This is a genomic window from Mycobacterium sp., assembly GCF_032159775.1.
Taxonomy (GTDB): domain Bacteria; phylum Actinomycetota; class Actinomycetes; order Mycobacteriales; family Mycobacteriaceae; genus Mycobacterium.
In genome coordinates this window covers 1-13,227 of the sequence record NZ_JAVHWK010000133.1, presented here as the reverse complement: position 1 = coordinate 13,227, position 13,227 = coordinate 1, and the positions used below count along the sequence as shown (strand labels likewise).

The 13,227-nt window shown below is 65.9% G+C and carries 14 protein-coding genes and 3 tRNA genes; 8 read left to right on the top strand and 9 right to left on the bottom strand.

What is annotated here, in order from left to right; translation table 11 throughout:
• Positions 1–68: 68 nt before the first annotated feature.
• From QOJ24_RS17050 to QOJ24_RS17010, 9 genes are all read right to left on the bottom strand, one after another.
• Entirely contained in the window at positions 69–401 is a 333-nt protein-coding gene (locus QOJ24_RS17050) for an STAS domain-containing protein (RefSeq protein WP_526263262.1), read from the bottom strand.
• Between the two features lie 229 nt (positions 402–630).
• Complete coding sequence (locus tag QOJ24_RS17045; protein WP_526263260.1) at positions 631–1,227, bottom strand: TetR/AcrR family transcriptional regulator; 597 nt, start codon at positions 1,225–1,227, stop codon at positions 631–633.
• 9 nt (positions 1,228–1,236) lie between these two features.
• Positions 1,237–1,938: a crotonase/enoyl-CoA hydratase family protein gene (locus QOJ24_RS17040; protein WP_526263258.1), complete on the bottom strand. Its 702-nt coding sequence runs from the start codon at positions 1,936–1,938 to the stop codon at positions 1,237–1,239.
• Between the two features lie 86 nt (positions 1,939–2,024).
• Positions 2,025–3,032, bottom strand: a complete 1,008-nt coding sequence (locus QOJ24_RS17035; protein WP_526263256.1) for a DUF8453 domain-containing protein — start codon at positions 3,030–3,032, stop codon at positions 2,025–2,027.
• 137 nt (positions 3,033–3,169) lie between these two features.
• Positions 3,170–5,773, bottom strand: a complete 2,604-nt coding sequence (locus QOJ24_RS17030; protein WP_526263255.1) for a LuxR C-terminal-related transcriptional regulator — start codon at positions 5,771–5,773, stop codon at positions 3,170–3,172.
• An 83-nt stretch (positions 5,774–5,856) separates the two neighbouring features.
• The gene (locus QOJ24_RS17025; RefSeq protein ID WP_526263253.1) at positions 5,857–6,912 is read right to left on the bottom strand and encodes a phospholipase effector Tle1 domain-containing protein; all 1,056 of its coding nucleotides are present in this window, start codon (positions 6,910–6,912) and stop codon (positions 5,857–5,859) included.
• A 329-nt stretch (positions 6,913–7,241) separates the two neighbouring features.
• Positions 7,242–8,333 (bottom strand): DUF2510 domain-containing protein, encoded by a 1,092-nt coding sequence (locus QOJ24_RS17020; protein WP_526263251.1) that lies wholly within the window; start codon positions 8,331–8,333, stop codon positions 7,242–7,244.
• An 80-nt stretch (positions 8,334–8,413) separates the two neighbouring features.
• Entirely contained in the window at positions 8,414–9,124 is a 711-nt protein-coding gene (locus QOJ24_RS17015) for an MBL fold metallo-hydrolase (protein ID WP_526263249.1), read from the bottom strand.
• An 86-nt stretch (positions 9,125–9,210) separates the two neighbouring features.
• Entirely contained in the window at positions 9,211–10,098 is an 888-nt protein-coding gene (locus QOJ24_RS17010; RefSeq protein ID WP_526263247.1) for an NYN domain-containing protein, read from the bottom strand.
• A gap of 136 nt (positions 10,099–10,234) precedes the next feature.
• Here QOJ24_RS17010 and QOJ24_RS17005 point away from each other — a divergent pair, with 136 nt between their 5' ends.
• The 8 genes from QOJ24_RS17005 to QOJ24_RS16970 all read left to right on the top strand — a co-directional run bounded on the left by QOJ24_RS17005 (position 10,235) and on the right by QOJ24_RS16970 (position 13,198).
• The gene (locus tag QOJ24_RS17005) at positions 10,235–10,960 is read left to right on the top strand and encodes a DUF4352 domain-containing protein (protein WP_526263245.1); all 726 of its coding nucleotides are present in this window, start codon (positions 10,235–10,237) and stop codon (positions 10,958–10,960) included.
• 70 nt (positions 10,961–11,030) lie between these two features.
• Positions 11,031–11,103, top strand: a tRNA-Thr gene (locus tag QOJ24_RS17000).
• 91 nt (positions 11,104–11,194) lie between these two features.
• Positions 11,195–11,268, top strand: a tRNA-Met gene (locus QOJ24_RS16995).
• A gap of 38 nt (positions 11,269–11,306) precedes the next feature.
• The gene (gene rpmG / locus QOJ24_RS16990) at positions 11,307–11,474 is read left to right on the top strand and encodes a 50S ribosomal protein L33 (protein ID WP_003929651.1); all 168 of its coding nucleotides are present in this window, start codon (positions 11,307–11,309) and stop codon (positions 11,472–11,474) included.
• A gap of 47 nt (positions 11,475–11,521) precedes the next feature.
• Positions 11,522–11,998: a (3R)-hydroxyacyl-ACP dehydratase subunit HadA gene (gene hadA / locus QOJ24_RS16985; RefSeq protein ID WP_526263243.1), complete on the top strand. Its 477-nt coding sequence runs from the start codon at positions 11,522–11,524 to the stop codon at positions 11,996–11,998.
• Positions 11,985–12,413: a (3R)-hydroxyacyl-ACP dehydratase subunit HadB gene (gene hadB / locus QOJ24_RS16980; RefSeq protein ID WP_526263293.1), complete on the top strand. Its 429-nt coding sequence runs from the start codon at positions 11,985–11,987 to the stop codon at positions 12,411–12,413. The genes hadA and hadB overlap by 14 nt, the downstream gene beginning before the upstream one ends.
• A gap of 4 nt (positions 12,414–12,417) precedes the next feature.
• On the top strand, positions 12,418–12,975 hold the full coding sequence (hadC, locus tag QOJ24_RS16975; protein WP_526263242.1) for a (3R)-hydroxyacyl-ACP dehydratase subunit HadC: 558 nt from the start codon (positions 12,418–12,420) through the stop codon (positions 12,973–12,975).
• 150 nt (positions 12,976–13,125) lie between these two features.
• Positions 13,126–13,198, top strand: a tRNA-Trp gene (locus QOJ24_RS16970).
• Positions 13,199–13,227 lie beyond the last annotated feature (29 nt).

Below are 13,227 nucleotides of genomic sequence, written 5' to 3'. Positions count from 1 at the left end.
AGATCGCCGCCGTGACGTTTCCGCGGGCTGTGAATTCAACCGAGTGTGACGGTACCGGTTGGTCGCCGCTATTTCACGTTCTGGTGCTGTTTTGTGATTAGCCCGCGGGAAAGATGAGCGCGATGTGGATCGCAGATCTGCAGCACCCGCGCGACCGCGGGGCTGGGGATCAAGGTCCACGCGACCGCCGCCGTTGCGCAGCGTCCGGCAATGATGTCGAGAAGCGAAAAGCATTCGACGCCAAAGAATTCCACGTCGGTCAGGTCGAGGATCAAGCGTCGGCTGTTGGCGCCGTACCGAAACGCATACCGCACGAGACGGTCGGCGTTCGACGCGTCGACCTCTCCGGTCACGCTGATGCGGACCACGGTCCAGCTGTGCCATTCGGTGCGCAAAAACATACGCTCGCCTGCGACTTTGGCGGGGGCTCTCGATGGACATGACGGTGGTGATGCGAGTGTGGTCAAAAGGAATCGACTCCAAAGGTCGTAAGTGTTTTGCTGGGGTTGCGCACGACGGGGGATTTCAGTTCCGCCAGGGCCTGCGACGTTTCCGGAGGCTGGCAACTCAACCTGATGTGGGTAAGCCTACCCCGGTGCGCTGGCGGGCGAAGAGTCGGCACGGCAAAGCTCAGGGATGGGCCATCCTGAAGCCGTCGACCACGGCGGTCACCCCGACCTTCCACCTTCGTTCGATCTCGGCCGCCGTCCCCAGCCAGCGGCCGGCCTCCTGTACCGCCAAACCCTGTGCCAGCGCTAGCAATACGTGCGCGACGTCCGTCGGGTCGCCGCCGAGCAGACCCTTGTCGACACACCGCGCAATACGGCCGACGAAGATCTCGCGGACGGCCGCGCCCGCCGCGAGTTCGTCGGGTCCGGGCTCGAAATCCGCGAACGGGCGGGAGAACATCACTTGGGCCAGTTTCGGATACGCGCGGCAGAACAGCCGGAACACCGGAACCAGCCGCTCGAGGTCCACCAGCGCGCTGTCGGTCTGCGGGATCTTCGCCAACTCTGCGCCAAGCAGTCGGAAACCCTCGAAAAACATGGCCCGCACCAGGCCGGCCTTGTCGTCGAACAGTTCGTACACCGCGGGCACCGACGTGCCTGCCCGCTCGGCCACCCGCCGCGTCGTGAACCGGGCGATGCCCTCCTCGCCGAGCGTCGTGATCGCCACGTCGAGCACCCGATCCCGTAGTTCTGGCGTGCGCTGCTTCGCCCTTGGCATCGCAGCGGCCTAACTGGCGGCGAATTCCGTCGGCAGCCCGTCGATGCCGGCGCGGATCGCCGCCAACGCCGACTCACGGGCCTTCAGCTTGGTCGCGAGGTGCGCGCCCGCGTGCAACGTCGCCGCCGCCTCGGTCGCGATCTCCTTGGCACGCCCCAGCACCTTGTCCGCGTCGACGATCTCGTCCAGCCAGCCCGCGGCGATCGCCTCGTCGCCGACAAACGTCGAGGCCATCGCCGTGCCCCGATGGAATGCCGCAGGTGTCAACCGCATCCGCATGATTTCCACGGCCGAGATCGGAATCGTCATGCCGATCGCCACCTCGATGGCCTGGCACCGCGACTTCGGGGCGCCGACCCGGTGATCGCCGCTGAGCAGCAGAAAAGAGCCCATTGCGATCGCCGGGCCCATCGCGGCCATGATGACCGGCTTGGGAAACGTCAGGCACCGCACAGACAACTCGAACCCGCCCGCCAACATCGCAAGCGCTGCCTGCGGGTCGCCGGACTGAAAGACCGACAGGTCGAACCCACCGCTGAATACCCGCTGGTTCCCCGCCAGCACGACGGCCTTGGCGTCATCTTTCTCTGCGCGGTCGAGGGCCTCGTTGATGGCGGTCTGCATCGCAGGCCCGAGCACGTTCACCTTGCCGTCGTCCAGCGCGATCGTCGCGACGGACTCGTTGAGCTCGTAGTTCACCAGGCTGGTCATGGGCCTCCCTTGACGTGCACATACGTTTCGAAGCGATGTTACGAAACGATGTTACGAAAGCCAAGTCGCCGAGGTGTGACGGGGTGTCAGCCACCGCCGAAGCCGCGCCGATGCCTGCCGTTGATCACCCGGGTCTGGGCGTCGTCATCGTCGTACGGCGGCTCGTCGTCGTACGGAGGTGGCGGGTCGTCGTATTCAGGGGGCAGGCCGTCGTAGCGCTGCGGTGACTGGCTCGCGGGCCGCTGGGGTGCAGGCGTGGACGGCAGCTCGTCTACCGACACCGCGGCGGCGGGCGCAGCCACGTCACGCTGCGGAGCCTCCTTCTCGGAGGCGAACTGGCTGCGGTAACGGTCGCGCTGTTCGTTGGCGGCCGCGTTGATCCTGTTGATCTCCGATTGCAGGGCCTCGTGGCGGCTCTCGGTCGTCGCGTAGTGGTAGTAGGTCAGCAGGCCGCGGAGCAGCTCCAACTTCTGCTTCTCCTGGCGTGCGAGATCGTGGGAGGTCAGCAATTCGAGCCGCTCGACCGGGTGCAGCGTCGACCAGTCCAGCACCGCCGGTGTGCGGAACTGCTGTCTCTTTTGCTTCGTCTTTCCCTGCCGGGATGAATTCGGCCGGTCGTAAAAGGTGACGGCGCCCGCGAAGCGCGAGCCGATGGACTCGCCGAGTTGCTTGCGGTCCAACGCCGAATCCCACACCGTGCGCCACTCCTGTGTCGGTGCCAGGTACGGGATCTCGGCGGGCAGTTTCAGCGGGACGATGTCGACATAGTTGTCGGCATCCGCGCTCTCATAGCGGGGCACGGTCGGCGGCGTCGCGAACTCGAGCTTGATCCCGTAGGCCGGCTTCTGGCCGAAGTTCTTCACCACTAGTTCGACCAGGTGCCAGTCCGTCGCGTTGGGCTCCATGAACATCGCCACGTTGGGCTGGCTGATGTCCTCTGTCTGGTGCCTGGCCGACTGGAACTGCCGCCATGCGTAGACAAGGGCGGCAATGGTGACGCAGAGGGCCAGCCAGGCCGCCAGCGCCGTCCACGCGCCCGACGACACATTCGCAATATCGTCGGCGCGGTCGTCGAACCATTCCGTAATCCCCACGCGTCGTTAATATCATGGTCCGGCGCCAAGATCAGCATTCGCCAAGTGGGAACCTTGAAATTTGCTGTGATGCTAATTTCTGGTGAGTTGGTTGAGGCTGATGTGCCTCACGGGGTTATCAGCGCAGATTGCCACCGTTACGCCGTGGCACCCGTTCGGATCATCGTGGCCAGGTCCTCACGGTCTGAAATGTCGAGTTTTATGCATGCGCGATACAGGTGTCCTTCGACGGTGCGCACCGACACCACCAACCGGTCGGCGATGTCCCTGTTGCTCAGTCCGGCAGCCACCAGGTTGGCGATCTCGCGTTCGCGAACGGTCAGCGGGAGCGGGTGTGCGGCCAGCTCGAGGGCGGGCGTGCGGATCCCACCGCACTCGGCGGCGAGACGGGTTGCCGCGGCGGCCGCCTCCACGCTGCGGCGGCGGTCATCGCAGGCCTCGGCCACCACCGCCGCCTGTGCGTAGGCATCGGCCGCCGACAGCAGCGCGCCGATCTGCTCGAATTGCTTGGCCGCCTCACACATCTTGACCGCGTCGTGCTCGCGGACCGCCCTCGTGTGCGCCCCGATCGCTGACGCCAGCCTGCCGCCGGTGTTCGCGGCGAGCTCGGCCAGCCGGCCCAGGCAGGTCTGGTCGCCGAACCGCACGGCATCGTGCAGAGCAAGCATCTCGATCGCCGTCTGTTTGGACTTCGCCGCCAGTTGTGCGGCATCAAGCGCGAGTTCGATTGCGGCGCTGATGTTTCCCTCCGCGGCGGCCAGCCACGACTCGGCGATGCGCAGTTGTGGGCCGAACACCGCGACGTGCTTTCCGCTGCGCGTGCGCAGTTCGGCAACCATCTTTGCGCCCGCGTCCGCACGGGCCAGCGCGCAGTAGGACTGCGCAAGCAGAAGGCGGGCGGGGAAGCTCCAGGACGCCGCCGATTCCGATGTCAGCGCGGCGACTGTCTGTTCCATACGGGACACGGTGTCGGCGCAGCGGCCGCGACCAAGATCCACGGTGCCGACCAGAACGTTGGCCATTCCCCAGGCCAGATACTGACCGGCCGAGGTGATCCGGACGATATCGGCGGATCGCCGGGCAGCGAGGTCGAAGTCTCCGCTGAGCACGAGCGCGCGCACTTCGCCGAACGCGGTGAGGTAGCGAAGCAGCCCGTCGACCTTGTCGTCGAATTGATGGCCTCGTCGGGCGACGGCCTCGACCTCTTCGCCGCGGCCCATCAACGCCAGCGCCAGCGCGCCGCCGAACACCGCCCACTCGACGGCGGCCGCAGACGCGTCCGGGCAGGCGAGCACCAATTTTGAGAGTTCGACTGCCTCTTCGAGCTGGTTCTCGAACAGCCGTGACGCCGAGGCCACGCCTGCAACCACAAGCTTGAGACCGGGGTGAGCGACCCTGTCGCACAACAGGTCCAGCACGTCGTCGGCGCCCTCGGCATCGCCCATCGACCAGTGCAGGTTGGCGATCCGCACCAAACCCCAACGGACGAGCTCGAGTTCGGTCATCTGGTTGGGGTCAAATGCACTCAGCGTCTCCTCGGCTTCCGCGGCATTGCCCTGCCACAGCAGCGAGCGCGCCAACAGCTCGCTGGCCACCAATCCGCCGCCGCGGTCCACCGCCGCACGTGCCAGCCGCTCACCGAGCGTCACATTCGTCAGCGCGATGGCGTCCCTGGCAGCCGACACCAGCAGGTCGACGTCGGGCGACTCATCGCTGTCGAGGGTCAACTCCGCCAGCCGGATTCGATCCGTCGGGCCGCGCACCGGGCGGCCCGCCATGGCGCGCACCACCTCGCCGCGCAGTCGTCGTGCCGCGGCCATGCCCAGCCGTCGACGGATGACCTCACCGAACAGCGGGTGGTTGAACCGGACGTCGATCCCGTTGTGCTCCTCGCTGACCCGGATCAGGCCGCGGTTCTCGGCATCCTCGACAGCCTCGACGCCTGCGATGCCACTCAACGTGTCCAGGTCGAGCGGCTCGCAAAACGTCAGCAGCCGCAGCGCGTGCAGCACATTGTTCGGCAGCTGTTCGACCCGGCTGTCCAGCAGAGAGGCCAACTCCGATGTCACCGCGGTGCGGCCGCGCAACTGCCACACGCCACGGACCTGTTTGAGCGTGCCCGCCTCCAGCGCACCCTCGACCAGATGCTTGACGAACAACGCGTTGCCGCCGGACGACTCCCACATCAGGTCCGCGGACAACCCCTCCACCTTGCCGCCCAGTGCCGACTCGATCAGCGCAACGCACTGTTCCTTGGTGAACGGCAGCAGGTGCAGTCGCTGTAGATAGCCGTCCTTCCACAGTGAGGTGATCGCGTCGGGCACTGTCTCTCCGGACCGAACGGTCGCCACGATGCGGACGGAGCCGTCCAGGGCCAGTTGATGCAGCAGCGTTGCCGAAAGCTGGTCGAGCAAATGCGCATCGTCGACGCCGATCACCGAATGTCCTTCGGACAGAATCGTTTCGCGAGCAGCCGCCAGGAATGCGACCGGATCTCGTGACGTGGCGGTACCCACCAAGTGCGCAAACACGCCAAGGGGAATGCTGCGGGCCGATTCGGTACCCGCCACCCACTGCACCCGGACCGGAAGTGCCTGCGTGACCAAGCGAGCGAGCGTTGTTTTGCCAACGCCTGCGTCGCCGACCAGAACGATGCCGCAGGCGCCCTGCTGATCGACGAGCGCCGACTGGATCGTCGCGTATTCGTTGTCACGCGCAACGACCGGCCAGTTATTGGCCATAGCCCGCGACGTTACTCCTGCGCGCGGATCGCAGAGGGAACTTTGCGATCTGTGAATCAGACCGTGTTTCAGTGCGTTTGGACCTACGAGGCAACCGCTGTGAGCTCGCCGGCGCCCGGCTCTGCCTTGACCGCGGGCGTGGCCTCGGGCACCGGCAGGCGCTCGGCGCGGGCGGCCCAATCCAGATCGGACCAGACGACGTGCGACGGCAACCTGCGCCAGTAGTCGGGATGCGCGCGCACGTACACCTCGACGCTGGCGTGCACGAGCGCGTCCTCGGGTACCTTGCGCAGGCGTAGCGATCGGGCACCTTCGGCGAGTGCGTCGCGGTCGGTAGGCGCCGGGGTACGCGGCATCTCGGCGGCATCGATGATGGCGCCCGCCTTGATCACACCGTCGAGCATCCAGTCGAGCGTGATGTCGGCCAGCGGCCAGTACGCGTTCGGGCCGCCGACGACATCGCAGTGCGCGCCACGAAACCAGACTTCGGAGATGGCGTCGTGATTGCGTCCGACCCGGCATTCCCCGAACGGACCGGATCCGCCGTCGATGGCCACCGCGTGCCGGCCCATGACGACGTTGCCCAGCCAGTCTTCATCGCAAAGCGCCGGTGTCCCAGGCACTTTCACGGTGTCCCAGAGTCCGAGGAAGTGCACGGGAACCGCGACATCGTCGCGGTCCTCCAGCGCACACGCCATCTGGTGGATCTGCTGCCAGTCCTGCGCGGTCCGGGTCTGGCGGGGCAGTGCGTAGGCCGCCAGCGCGTACTCCACGACGTGGTCGGCGCGATCGGTCATCATGCCGACGGTGCCGAGCATTCGTGCCAGCGCCCGTGCGCAGTACGCGCCGCGTCCGGCCCCGAGCAGGAAGATGCGGTCCCCCTGCTCCCAGTGCTCGGCGAGGAAGAAGTACGCGTCGATGACGGATTCCCGGGCGGCCGTGGCGGTGTTTCTGCGCAAGCGACGGGACGCCGGGTTGAGCAGCCGGGCGGAGTTGAGCACGGCCTCGCCGGCGTCATACCAGTAGAGCTGGCGGTCGTCGTCGGCGGCGAGCAGCCGGAACAGAGTTCCGGCATTGGTCGCATCATGGGGACCCGGGTGATTGGTTGTGCTGTCGAAGCACAACACAAGATTCTTCATAGCAAACTCCCTGACCGCACGTCCCCACGACCCGGGGCGTTGACAATGCGAGTTTGCCAGGCAAACGCCAGTCTGTCTTGCGTATTGCACTACTCGAAAAATGCGCCGTCCGATTTCGACGGTGGGTACGGCCGATCGGTGCGGATCTCGTGGCAGAAAGCGACGTAGTGCGCCATAACGCTCGGAGCTGCGGGGAGCTGGCCGCGCCACGACGGTCGGGCCTTGCCGACTGCGGAAGCTGCGATCGCCGCACCCGCGGCGGTAACCGTTGCTGTAGTCATTCCAGATTGGCCGGTCCAAGCGGGTCGTCGTACCCCGCAGCAACGAAACTAGCTGACCGGTAGCACGACCCCCGGGCTCATCGGGTCGGCGTGCAGCTCGACCGACTCAGGACCGGTGCCCGGCGGCACGTCGTACGCCAGGCCGACGTCGACCTGGCCGCCCGGCGGGATGTCGACGAACCCGCCGCCGACGTAGAACGTGGCCTCGTCGTCGATCGTGTACACCTGGCCGCCCGCGTTCAGCTTCTGGAACGTGCCGAGGAACTGACCGGGATCCGGGCTGGTGTTCTGAACGGTCAGGCGTACGACGATGAACTCGCCCTGCGCATCCTTGGTGAGGAACTCGTTCTCCGAGTCGGTGATGGTGGTAACGCGCTCGACACCGACGACGGAGAACGTCAGCGGGCCGTCGACGGCACCGGCAGGCGGTGGCGGCGACTCCGAGGCGCTGCTCTCATCCGACGTGGGCGCTTTGGTTGTGACCGTTGTGGTTTCGGTGGTCGGTGAGCTGGCGTCCACGGAGTCGGACTTGTGGATGACGAACGCGTACACGGCGGCGAGGACCAACGCCAGCAGCAGTGCGGCGACGGCGCCGGCGAACCCCATCACCAGCTTGCGGTTGTCGACCGGCACCCGCGGCTCGGTGCCTGCGGGTGGCTCGACGGCTGGCGGCTCCGGCGGCGTCGACGTGGTGGCGTCCGCGTACGGCACCGTTTCGGCCGGTGGCTCGGGTGCCTGTTCGGGTGTCGGGTCGGTCGTCGGCTCGGAGTAAGACGGAGGCTCGGGCTCGGGCTCGGGTTCAGAGGACGCCCAATCGCGCAGCTCCGGCGGGGGCTCGGGGGTCCACTCACGCCGCGGCACCTCGGTGGTGGGCTGATCGGTGGCCGACAGCGGCTCGGGCCCGGACTCCGGAGCCCGATGAGACCCCACGTGGCCCGGGTCGGCAGGCGCGGCAGGCTCCTCGGGCGGCTCGGCCGCCTCGGGCGCCGCTGGCGCGGCGGCCTCGGGCGCCGCTGGCGCGGCGGCCTCCGGCGCCGGGGACCGGTGCTCGGTCCAGGTCGCGCCGTCCCAGTACCTGAGCGTTCCGGCCTGCTCGGGATCGGGAAACCAGCCTGCAGGCGTCGGCGGCGGTGTCGTCATCGAGTGGGTCCCTCCCCTTTTGGGCGCGCACGGGCGCTCAGACACGGCACCATCGCCGTGGTCAGCACCCTACTAACAGATCAGCCGCCCATCAGCATTCGCCACTGATCCAGATTGCTCGCCCTGTATACGTAGTTGGTGCGCCGCACCTCCGACAGCGTTGCGCTGGGTTCCGCCGAGTACCAGTGGCCCGGATACACCGTCGGGTCGCCCGACAGCGCTGCGAGCTGCTGCAGGCTGCGGAACATCTCGTCGACGTCGCCGCCGGGGAAGTCGGTGCGGCCGCAACCCTCGAGGAACAGCGTGTCGCCGGCCACCAGTCGGCCGTCGAGCAGGAAGCACTGGCTGCCCGGAGTGTGACCGGGGGTATGCAGCAGCTCGATCTCGACGTCACCGACGCTGACCTTGTCACCGTGCTCGTGTGCGGTGAGGTCGCTACGCGCGATCCCGGTGACCTTCGAAACCCATTGCTCCTCAAGGCTGTTCACGTGTACGGGCACACTCTGCCGTTCCAGCAGCTCGGCGAGACCCTTGAGCTCGAAGCCCATCATCGAACCACCGACATGGTCGGGGTGGTGGTGGGTGACCAGCACGCCGGACAGCTTCATGCCGTCGGACTCCAGTGCGTCGACGAGATCGTTGGCGGCATACGCCGGATCGACGACGACGGTGTCGCCTGTCTCGCGGTCGCCGATCAGGTAGGAGAAGTTGCGCATCTGCTGGGCGACCGGGTCGGACTGCGCGAAGTCGCGGCCCGACAGCAGCTGCCGAAAGTACAGGCGTTCGGTCATGGGACTCAGCGTAGGGATGGATTACCGCGAGATAGCATTCCGGGTCGTGATCTCGGCGATTTCACAGCCCTGATCTCTCACTGGGGTTAGTTATCGCGGTGCAGCCGCACCATCCGTGTGGTGCTGCTCTCGTCGAGATCGGCGACATCGCTGCGCGAGCGCAGGAAGTCGCTGAACGAGCGGAACCCCAGCGACTTCTCGGAAAACGACGGGTCCATCCGCTTCATCTGCGCCTTCACCGCCGAGTTGTGCAGCCAGTCGGCGTCGTCCTTCTCGTGTCCGATGCGCAGCGCCCGCTCCAGCAGGCCCGTCGCCGCCGCCTGGGTATCCGCGGCCTCAGGCTCGGGCTCGTCGTCGGGCTCCGTCGACTTGGTTCGCTTGGTCGCCTTCTTTGCAGGCGCGGGCGCGACGGCGACGGTGGGGATGCCGGGCAGCGCGTCATAGGTGACGAACTCGTCGCAGGCCGAGGCCAGCGACCGGCTACTGGCCCCCGCCACGCCGATGCCGACGACGTAGCGGCCCAGCCGCTTGCAGCGCTGCGCAAGGGCGATGTAGTCGGAGTCGCCGCCCACGATCACCACATGGGTGAGATCAGGCAGCCGGAACATGTCCTCGACGGCGTCGACCGCGAGCCGGATGTCGGCGCCGTTCTTGCCGTAGGCGGCCGCCGGGAACAGCTGCACGAGATCAACCGCCCTGCCGACGAGCTGACCCTGGTACTTGGCGTTGAGAGCGGCCGACCAGTCGGCATACGCCCGAGTCAGCACCAGCGTGCCGAACGACGACGCGAAGTCGATGATGGCCCCGAGGTCGACGGTGGCCGTCGTCAGTTTCTCGTCATCCAGCCCGCGCGCCTTGTCCTTCTGGAACGAGTTGCGGCCGTGCACCTGGTCGTAGCGCGAGATCACGATGTTGTCGAAATCGAGGTAGACCGCCACCCGAGGGCTGTCGCCCGTAACCACCGACTCCGGCATTGGTCTGTCCTACCACAGCCATGCGTGGCCGAAGCGCGTTCGCAAACCCGATTCGTTATTGCTCCGTACCGCGCCGACCTGCGTTATTGTCCGGTTACCGCACCCTGGCTAATTAGCTCAGAGAGAGTTCGCACCCGTGACCACACCCGCTGGTTGGTATCCGGACCCGGACGGTTCTGGCGGCCGGCGCTATTTCGATGGGCAGTCATGGACCGAACACCGCGCCGCCGCCGTCGAGGCACCCCCGCTCGAGGCGGCTGCGGCCGCACCAAGGACGTCCGGGCCGAACGGGAAGGTCATCGCGGGCGTGATCGCTGCGGTCGTCGTCCTCGTCGTCGTGGGTCTGGCCGCCGTGGTCTTGCCGCTGAAGACCGACGTCGGCGACACCACGGTCACGCGCGGGCCGTCGGATGCGTCGGCCGCGACGGCGTCCCAGTCCGCAACCGGCGGCGAGGCACCGACGCTGGAGAACCAGGCCGACAGCGTGGGCCAGCCGGTGCGTGACGGCAACTTCGAGTTCGTCGTCACCGGGATCGACCGCGGGCCCGGCGTCGCCGACCCAGAGTTCCCCGAGCTGCAGAAGACCGCGGCGGGCGAGTACATCTTCGTCAACATGAAGGTCACCAACGTCGGCACCGAGCCGCAGACGTTCTTCGCCTCGTTCAACACGCTCTCCGACGGGTCGACCGAGTTCACATCCGACGACGAAGCGTGGATCTACCTCGGCAATACCCTCGCCGACCTCAACCCGGGGGATTCGATCGACACCGCGGTGGTCTTCGACGTCCCGGTGGGCACTGATCCGGAGTCCATCGAGCTGCACGACGGGCCGTTCTCGGAAGGCGTAACCGTCGGGCTCTAAGCGGTTTGGCGACCTAAACGCCGAGAATGTACCCTCTTTAAGGCCCACGGGCGTGACTGCGTGGGGTCAGGCCCCCTTAGCTCAGTCGGTAGAGCGTTTCCATGGTAAGGAAAAGGTCAACGGTTCGATTCCGTTAGGGGGCTCGATGGACATCCGGGGCGAGCGCAGCGACGGGAGAAAATCGGGGCGAGCGCAGCGACGGGACAGACCCCCAACGCCGGCGGCGCCCGACCAGGCGATGTAGCTCAGTCGGTTAGAGCGAACGACTCATAATCGTTAGGTCGCCGGTTCGAGTCCGGCCATCGCTACAGGCAACAACGAGATCGCGTGAAAGAGGGCAGCTGACATGGCGTCCAGTACCGACGTAAGGCCGAAGATCACTTTGGCCTGTGAGGTGTGCAAACACCGCAACTACATCACCAAGAAGAACCGACGCAACGATCCTGATCGGCTCGAGATCAAGAAGTTCTGTCCGAACTGCGGCAAGCATCAGGCGCACAAAGAGTCGCGCTGACCGCCAACGCTTTCAGGCTTGCCGGCTCTTAGGTAGGTTCACTAGCCGTGTCATTGTCACCGAAACTGGTTGGGCTGCACTACCGGCACCCCGACCACTACGTTGTCGGCCGGGAGAAGATTCGCGAGTACGCCGTGGCGGTCAAGAACGACCAGGCGGAGTTTCACCACGAGGACGCGGCGTCGGCGCTCGGCCACGACGCGCTTCTTGCGCCGCTGACGTTCATCTCGGTGTTCGGCTACCAGGCACAACTGGCTATGTTCAAAACCAATGACATCGCGATCGCCGACGAGAGGATCGTCCAGGTCGACCAGGAGCTGAAGTTCCTGCAGCCGATCAAGGAGGGCGACACGCTCTACTGCGACGTCTGGGTGCACTCAATTCGGCAGTCGTTCGGTGCGGACATCATCGTGACGAAGAACATCGTCACCAACGACAAGGGCGAGACTGTTCAAGAGACCTACACGACCCTCGCGGGTCGTTCCGATGGAGAAGGAAGTGGCTTCAACGATGGCACTGCGTGAGTTCGATTCGGTGAAGGTGGGTGACCAGCTTCCCGAGAAGGTCATTCCGCTGACACGGCAAGACCTGGTGAACTACGCGGGCGTTTCGGGGGATCTCAACCCGATCCACTGGGACGACGAGATCGCCAAGCAGGTCGGCCTCGACACGGCGATCGCTCACGGCATGCTGACGATGGGGCTGGGCGGCGGATACGTCACCTCCTGGGTCGGCGACCCGGCCGCCGTCACCGAATACAACGTGCGCTTCACCGCCGTGGTGCCGGTGCCCAACGACGGTGTCGGAGCCGAAATCGTGTTCAACGGTCGGGTGAAATCCGTTGACCCGGAGACGAAGTCAGTCACCATCGCGCTGAATGCGACATCTGGCGGTAAGAAGATCTTCGGCCGCGCCGTGGCGTCAGCGAAGCTGGCGTAGACCAATGGCGATCAAGACCAACGTGATGGGGATGGTCTACAAGCACCCCGACTACTTCGTAATCGGCCGCGAGAAGATTCGCGAGTACTCCGCCGCGATCAAGTCCGGCGACGCGGCGCACTTCGACGAGGCCGCCGCCGCAGACCTCGGCTACCAGGCGCTGGTGGCGCCGCCGACCTTCATTTCAACGCTGGCGCTGATCATGCAGCGCGACTTCTTCCGGAAGGTCGAGACCGGTTTCGAGACCATGCAGATCGTGCAGGTCGACCAGAGGTTCCTCTATCACAAGCCGATGCTGGCCGGGGACAAGGTGTGGGGCCAGATGGAGGTCATCTCGGTCAACGAACGGTTCGGCGCGGACATCGTCCAGACCAGGAACCTCGCCCTCGACGACAACGGAGACCTGTACCTGGAGGCCTTCACGACGTTGATGGGCCACGAGGGCGACAACTCGATATCGCTGAAATACGACCTGGAAACCGGCCAGGTCGTGCGGACGGCCGCCGAACCGGAGACGCCGGACCCGACGCCTGCCGCCGACAGCGAATCCACGGCGGATTAGTAAGTCACACCTGGCCCGATGTACACTCGGACCTCGGGATTTTCCCAATTCTGCGCGCTGTCCGTCGGTTTATGATCGGCCGATCGGGGAGCGCGCAAATTGTGTGAGTCCCGGACGGGATTGAGGGCCTGCCAGCAGTGCCGTCGCTGAAGGGGCGTAGCTCAACTGGCAGAGCAGCGGTCTCCAAAACCGCAGGTTGCAGGTTCAAGTCCTGTCGCCCCTGCTGAAGGCGAATACTCGACAAGTGTGGAC

What these genes read in the sequence shown, in the direction of transcription:
- QOJ24_RS17050 (WP_526263262.1), bottom strand. Translation starts at nt 401, where the DNA reads ATGTTTTTGCGCACCGAATGGCACAGCTGGACCGTGGTCCGCATCAGC.
- QOJ24_RS17045 (WP_526263260.1), bottom strand. Translation starts at nt 1,227, where the DNA reads ATGCCAAGGGCGAAGCAGCGCACGCCAGAACTACGGGATCGGGTGCTC.
- QOJ24_RS17040 (WP_526263258.1), bottom strand. Translation starts at nt 1,938, where the DNA reads ATGACCAGCCTGGTGAACTACGAGCTCAACGAGTCCGTCGCGACGATC.
- QOJ24_RS17030 (WP_526263255.1), bottom strand. Translation starts at nt 5,773, where the DNA reads ATGGCCAATAACTGGCCGGTCGTTGCGCGTGACAACGAATACGCGACG.
- QOJ24_RS17025 (WP_526263253.1), bottom strand. Translation starts at nt 6,912, where the DNA reads ATGAAGAATCTTGTGTTGTGCTTCGACAGCACAACCAATCACCCGGGT.
- QOJ24_RS17020 (WP_526263251.1), bottom strand. Translation starts at nt 8,333, where the DNA reads ATGACGACACCGCCGCCGACGCCTGCAGGCTGGTTTCCCGATCCCGAG.
- QOJ24_RS17015 (WP_526263249.1), bottom strand. Translation starts at nt 9,124, where the DNA reads ATGACCGAACGCCTGTACTTTCGGCAGCTGCTGTCGGGCCGCGACTTC.
- QOJ24_RS17010 (WP_526263247.1), bottom strand. Translation starts at nt 10,098, where the DNA reads ATGCCGGAGTCGGTGGTTACGGGCGACAGCCCTCGGGTGGCGGTCTAC.
- rpmG (WP_003929651.1), top strand. Translation starts at nt 11,307, where the DNA reads ATGGCGTCCAGTACCGACGTAAGGCCGAAGATCACTTTGGCCTGTGAG.
- hadB (WP_526263293.1), top strand. Translation starts at nt 11,985, where the DNA reads ATGGCACTGCGTGAGTTCGATTCGGTGAAGGTGGGTGACCAGCTTCCC.
- hadC (WP_526263242.1), top strand. Translation starts at nt 12,418, where the DNA reads ATGGCGATCAAGACCAACGTGATGGGGATGGTCTACAAGCACCCCGAC.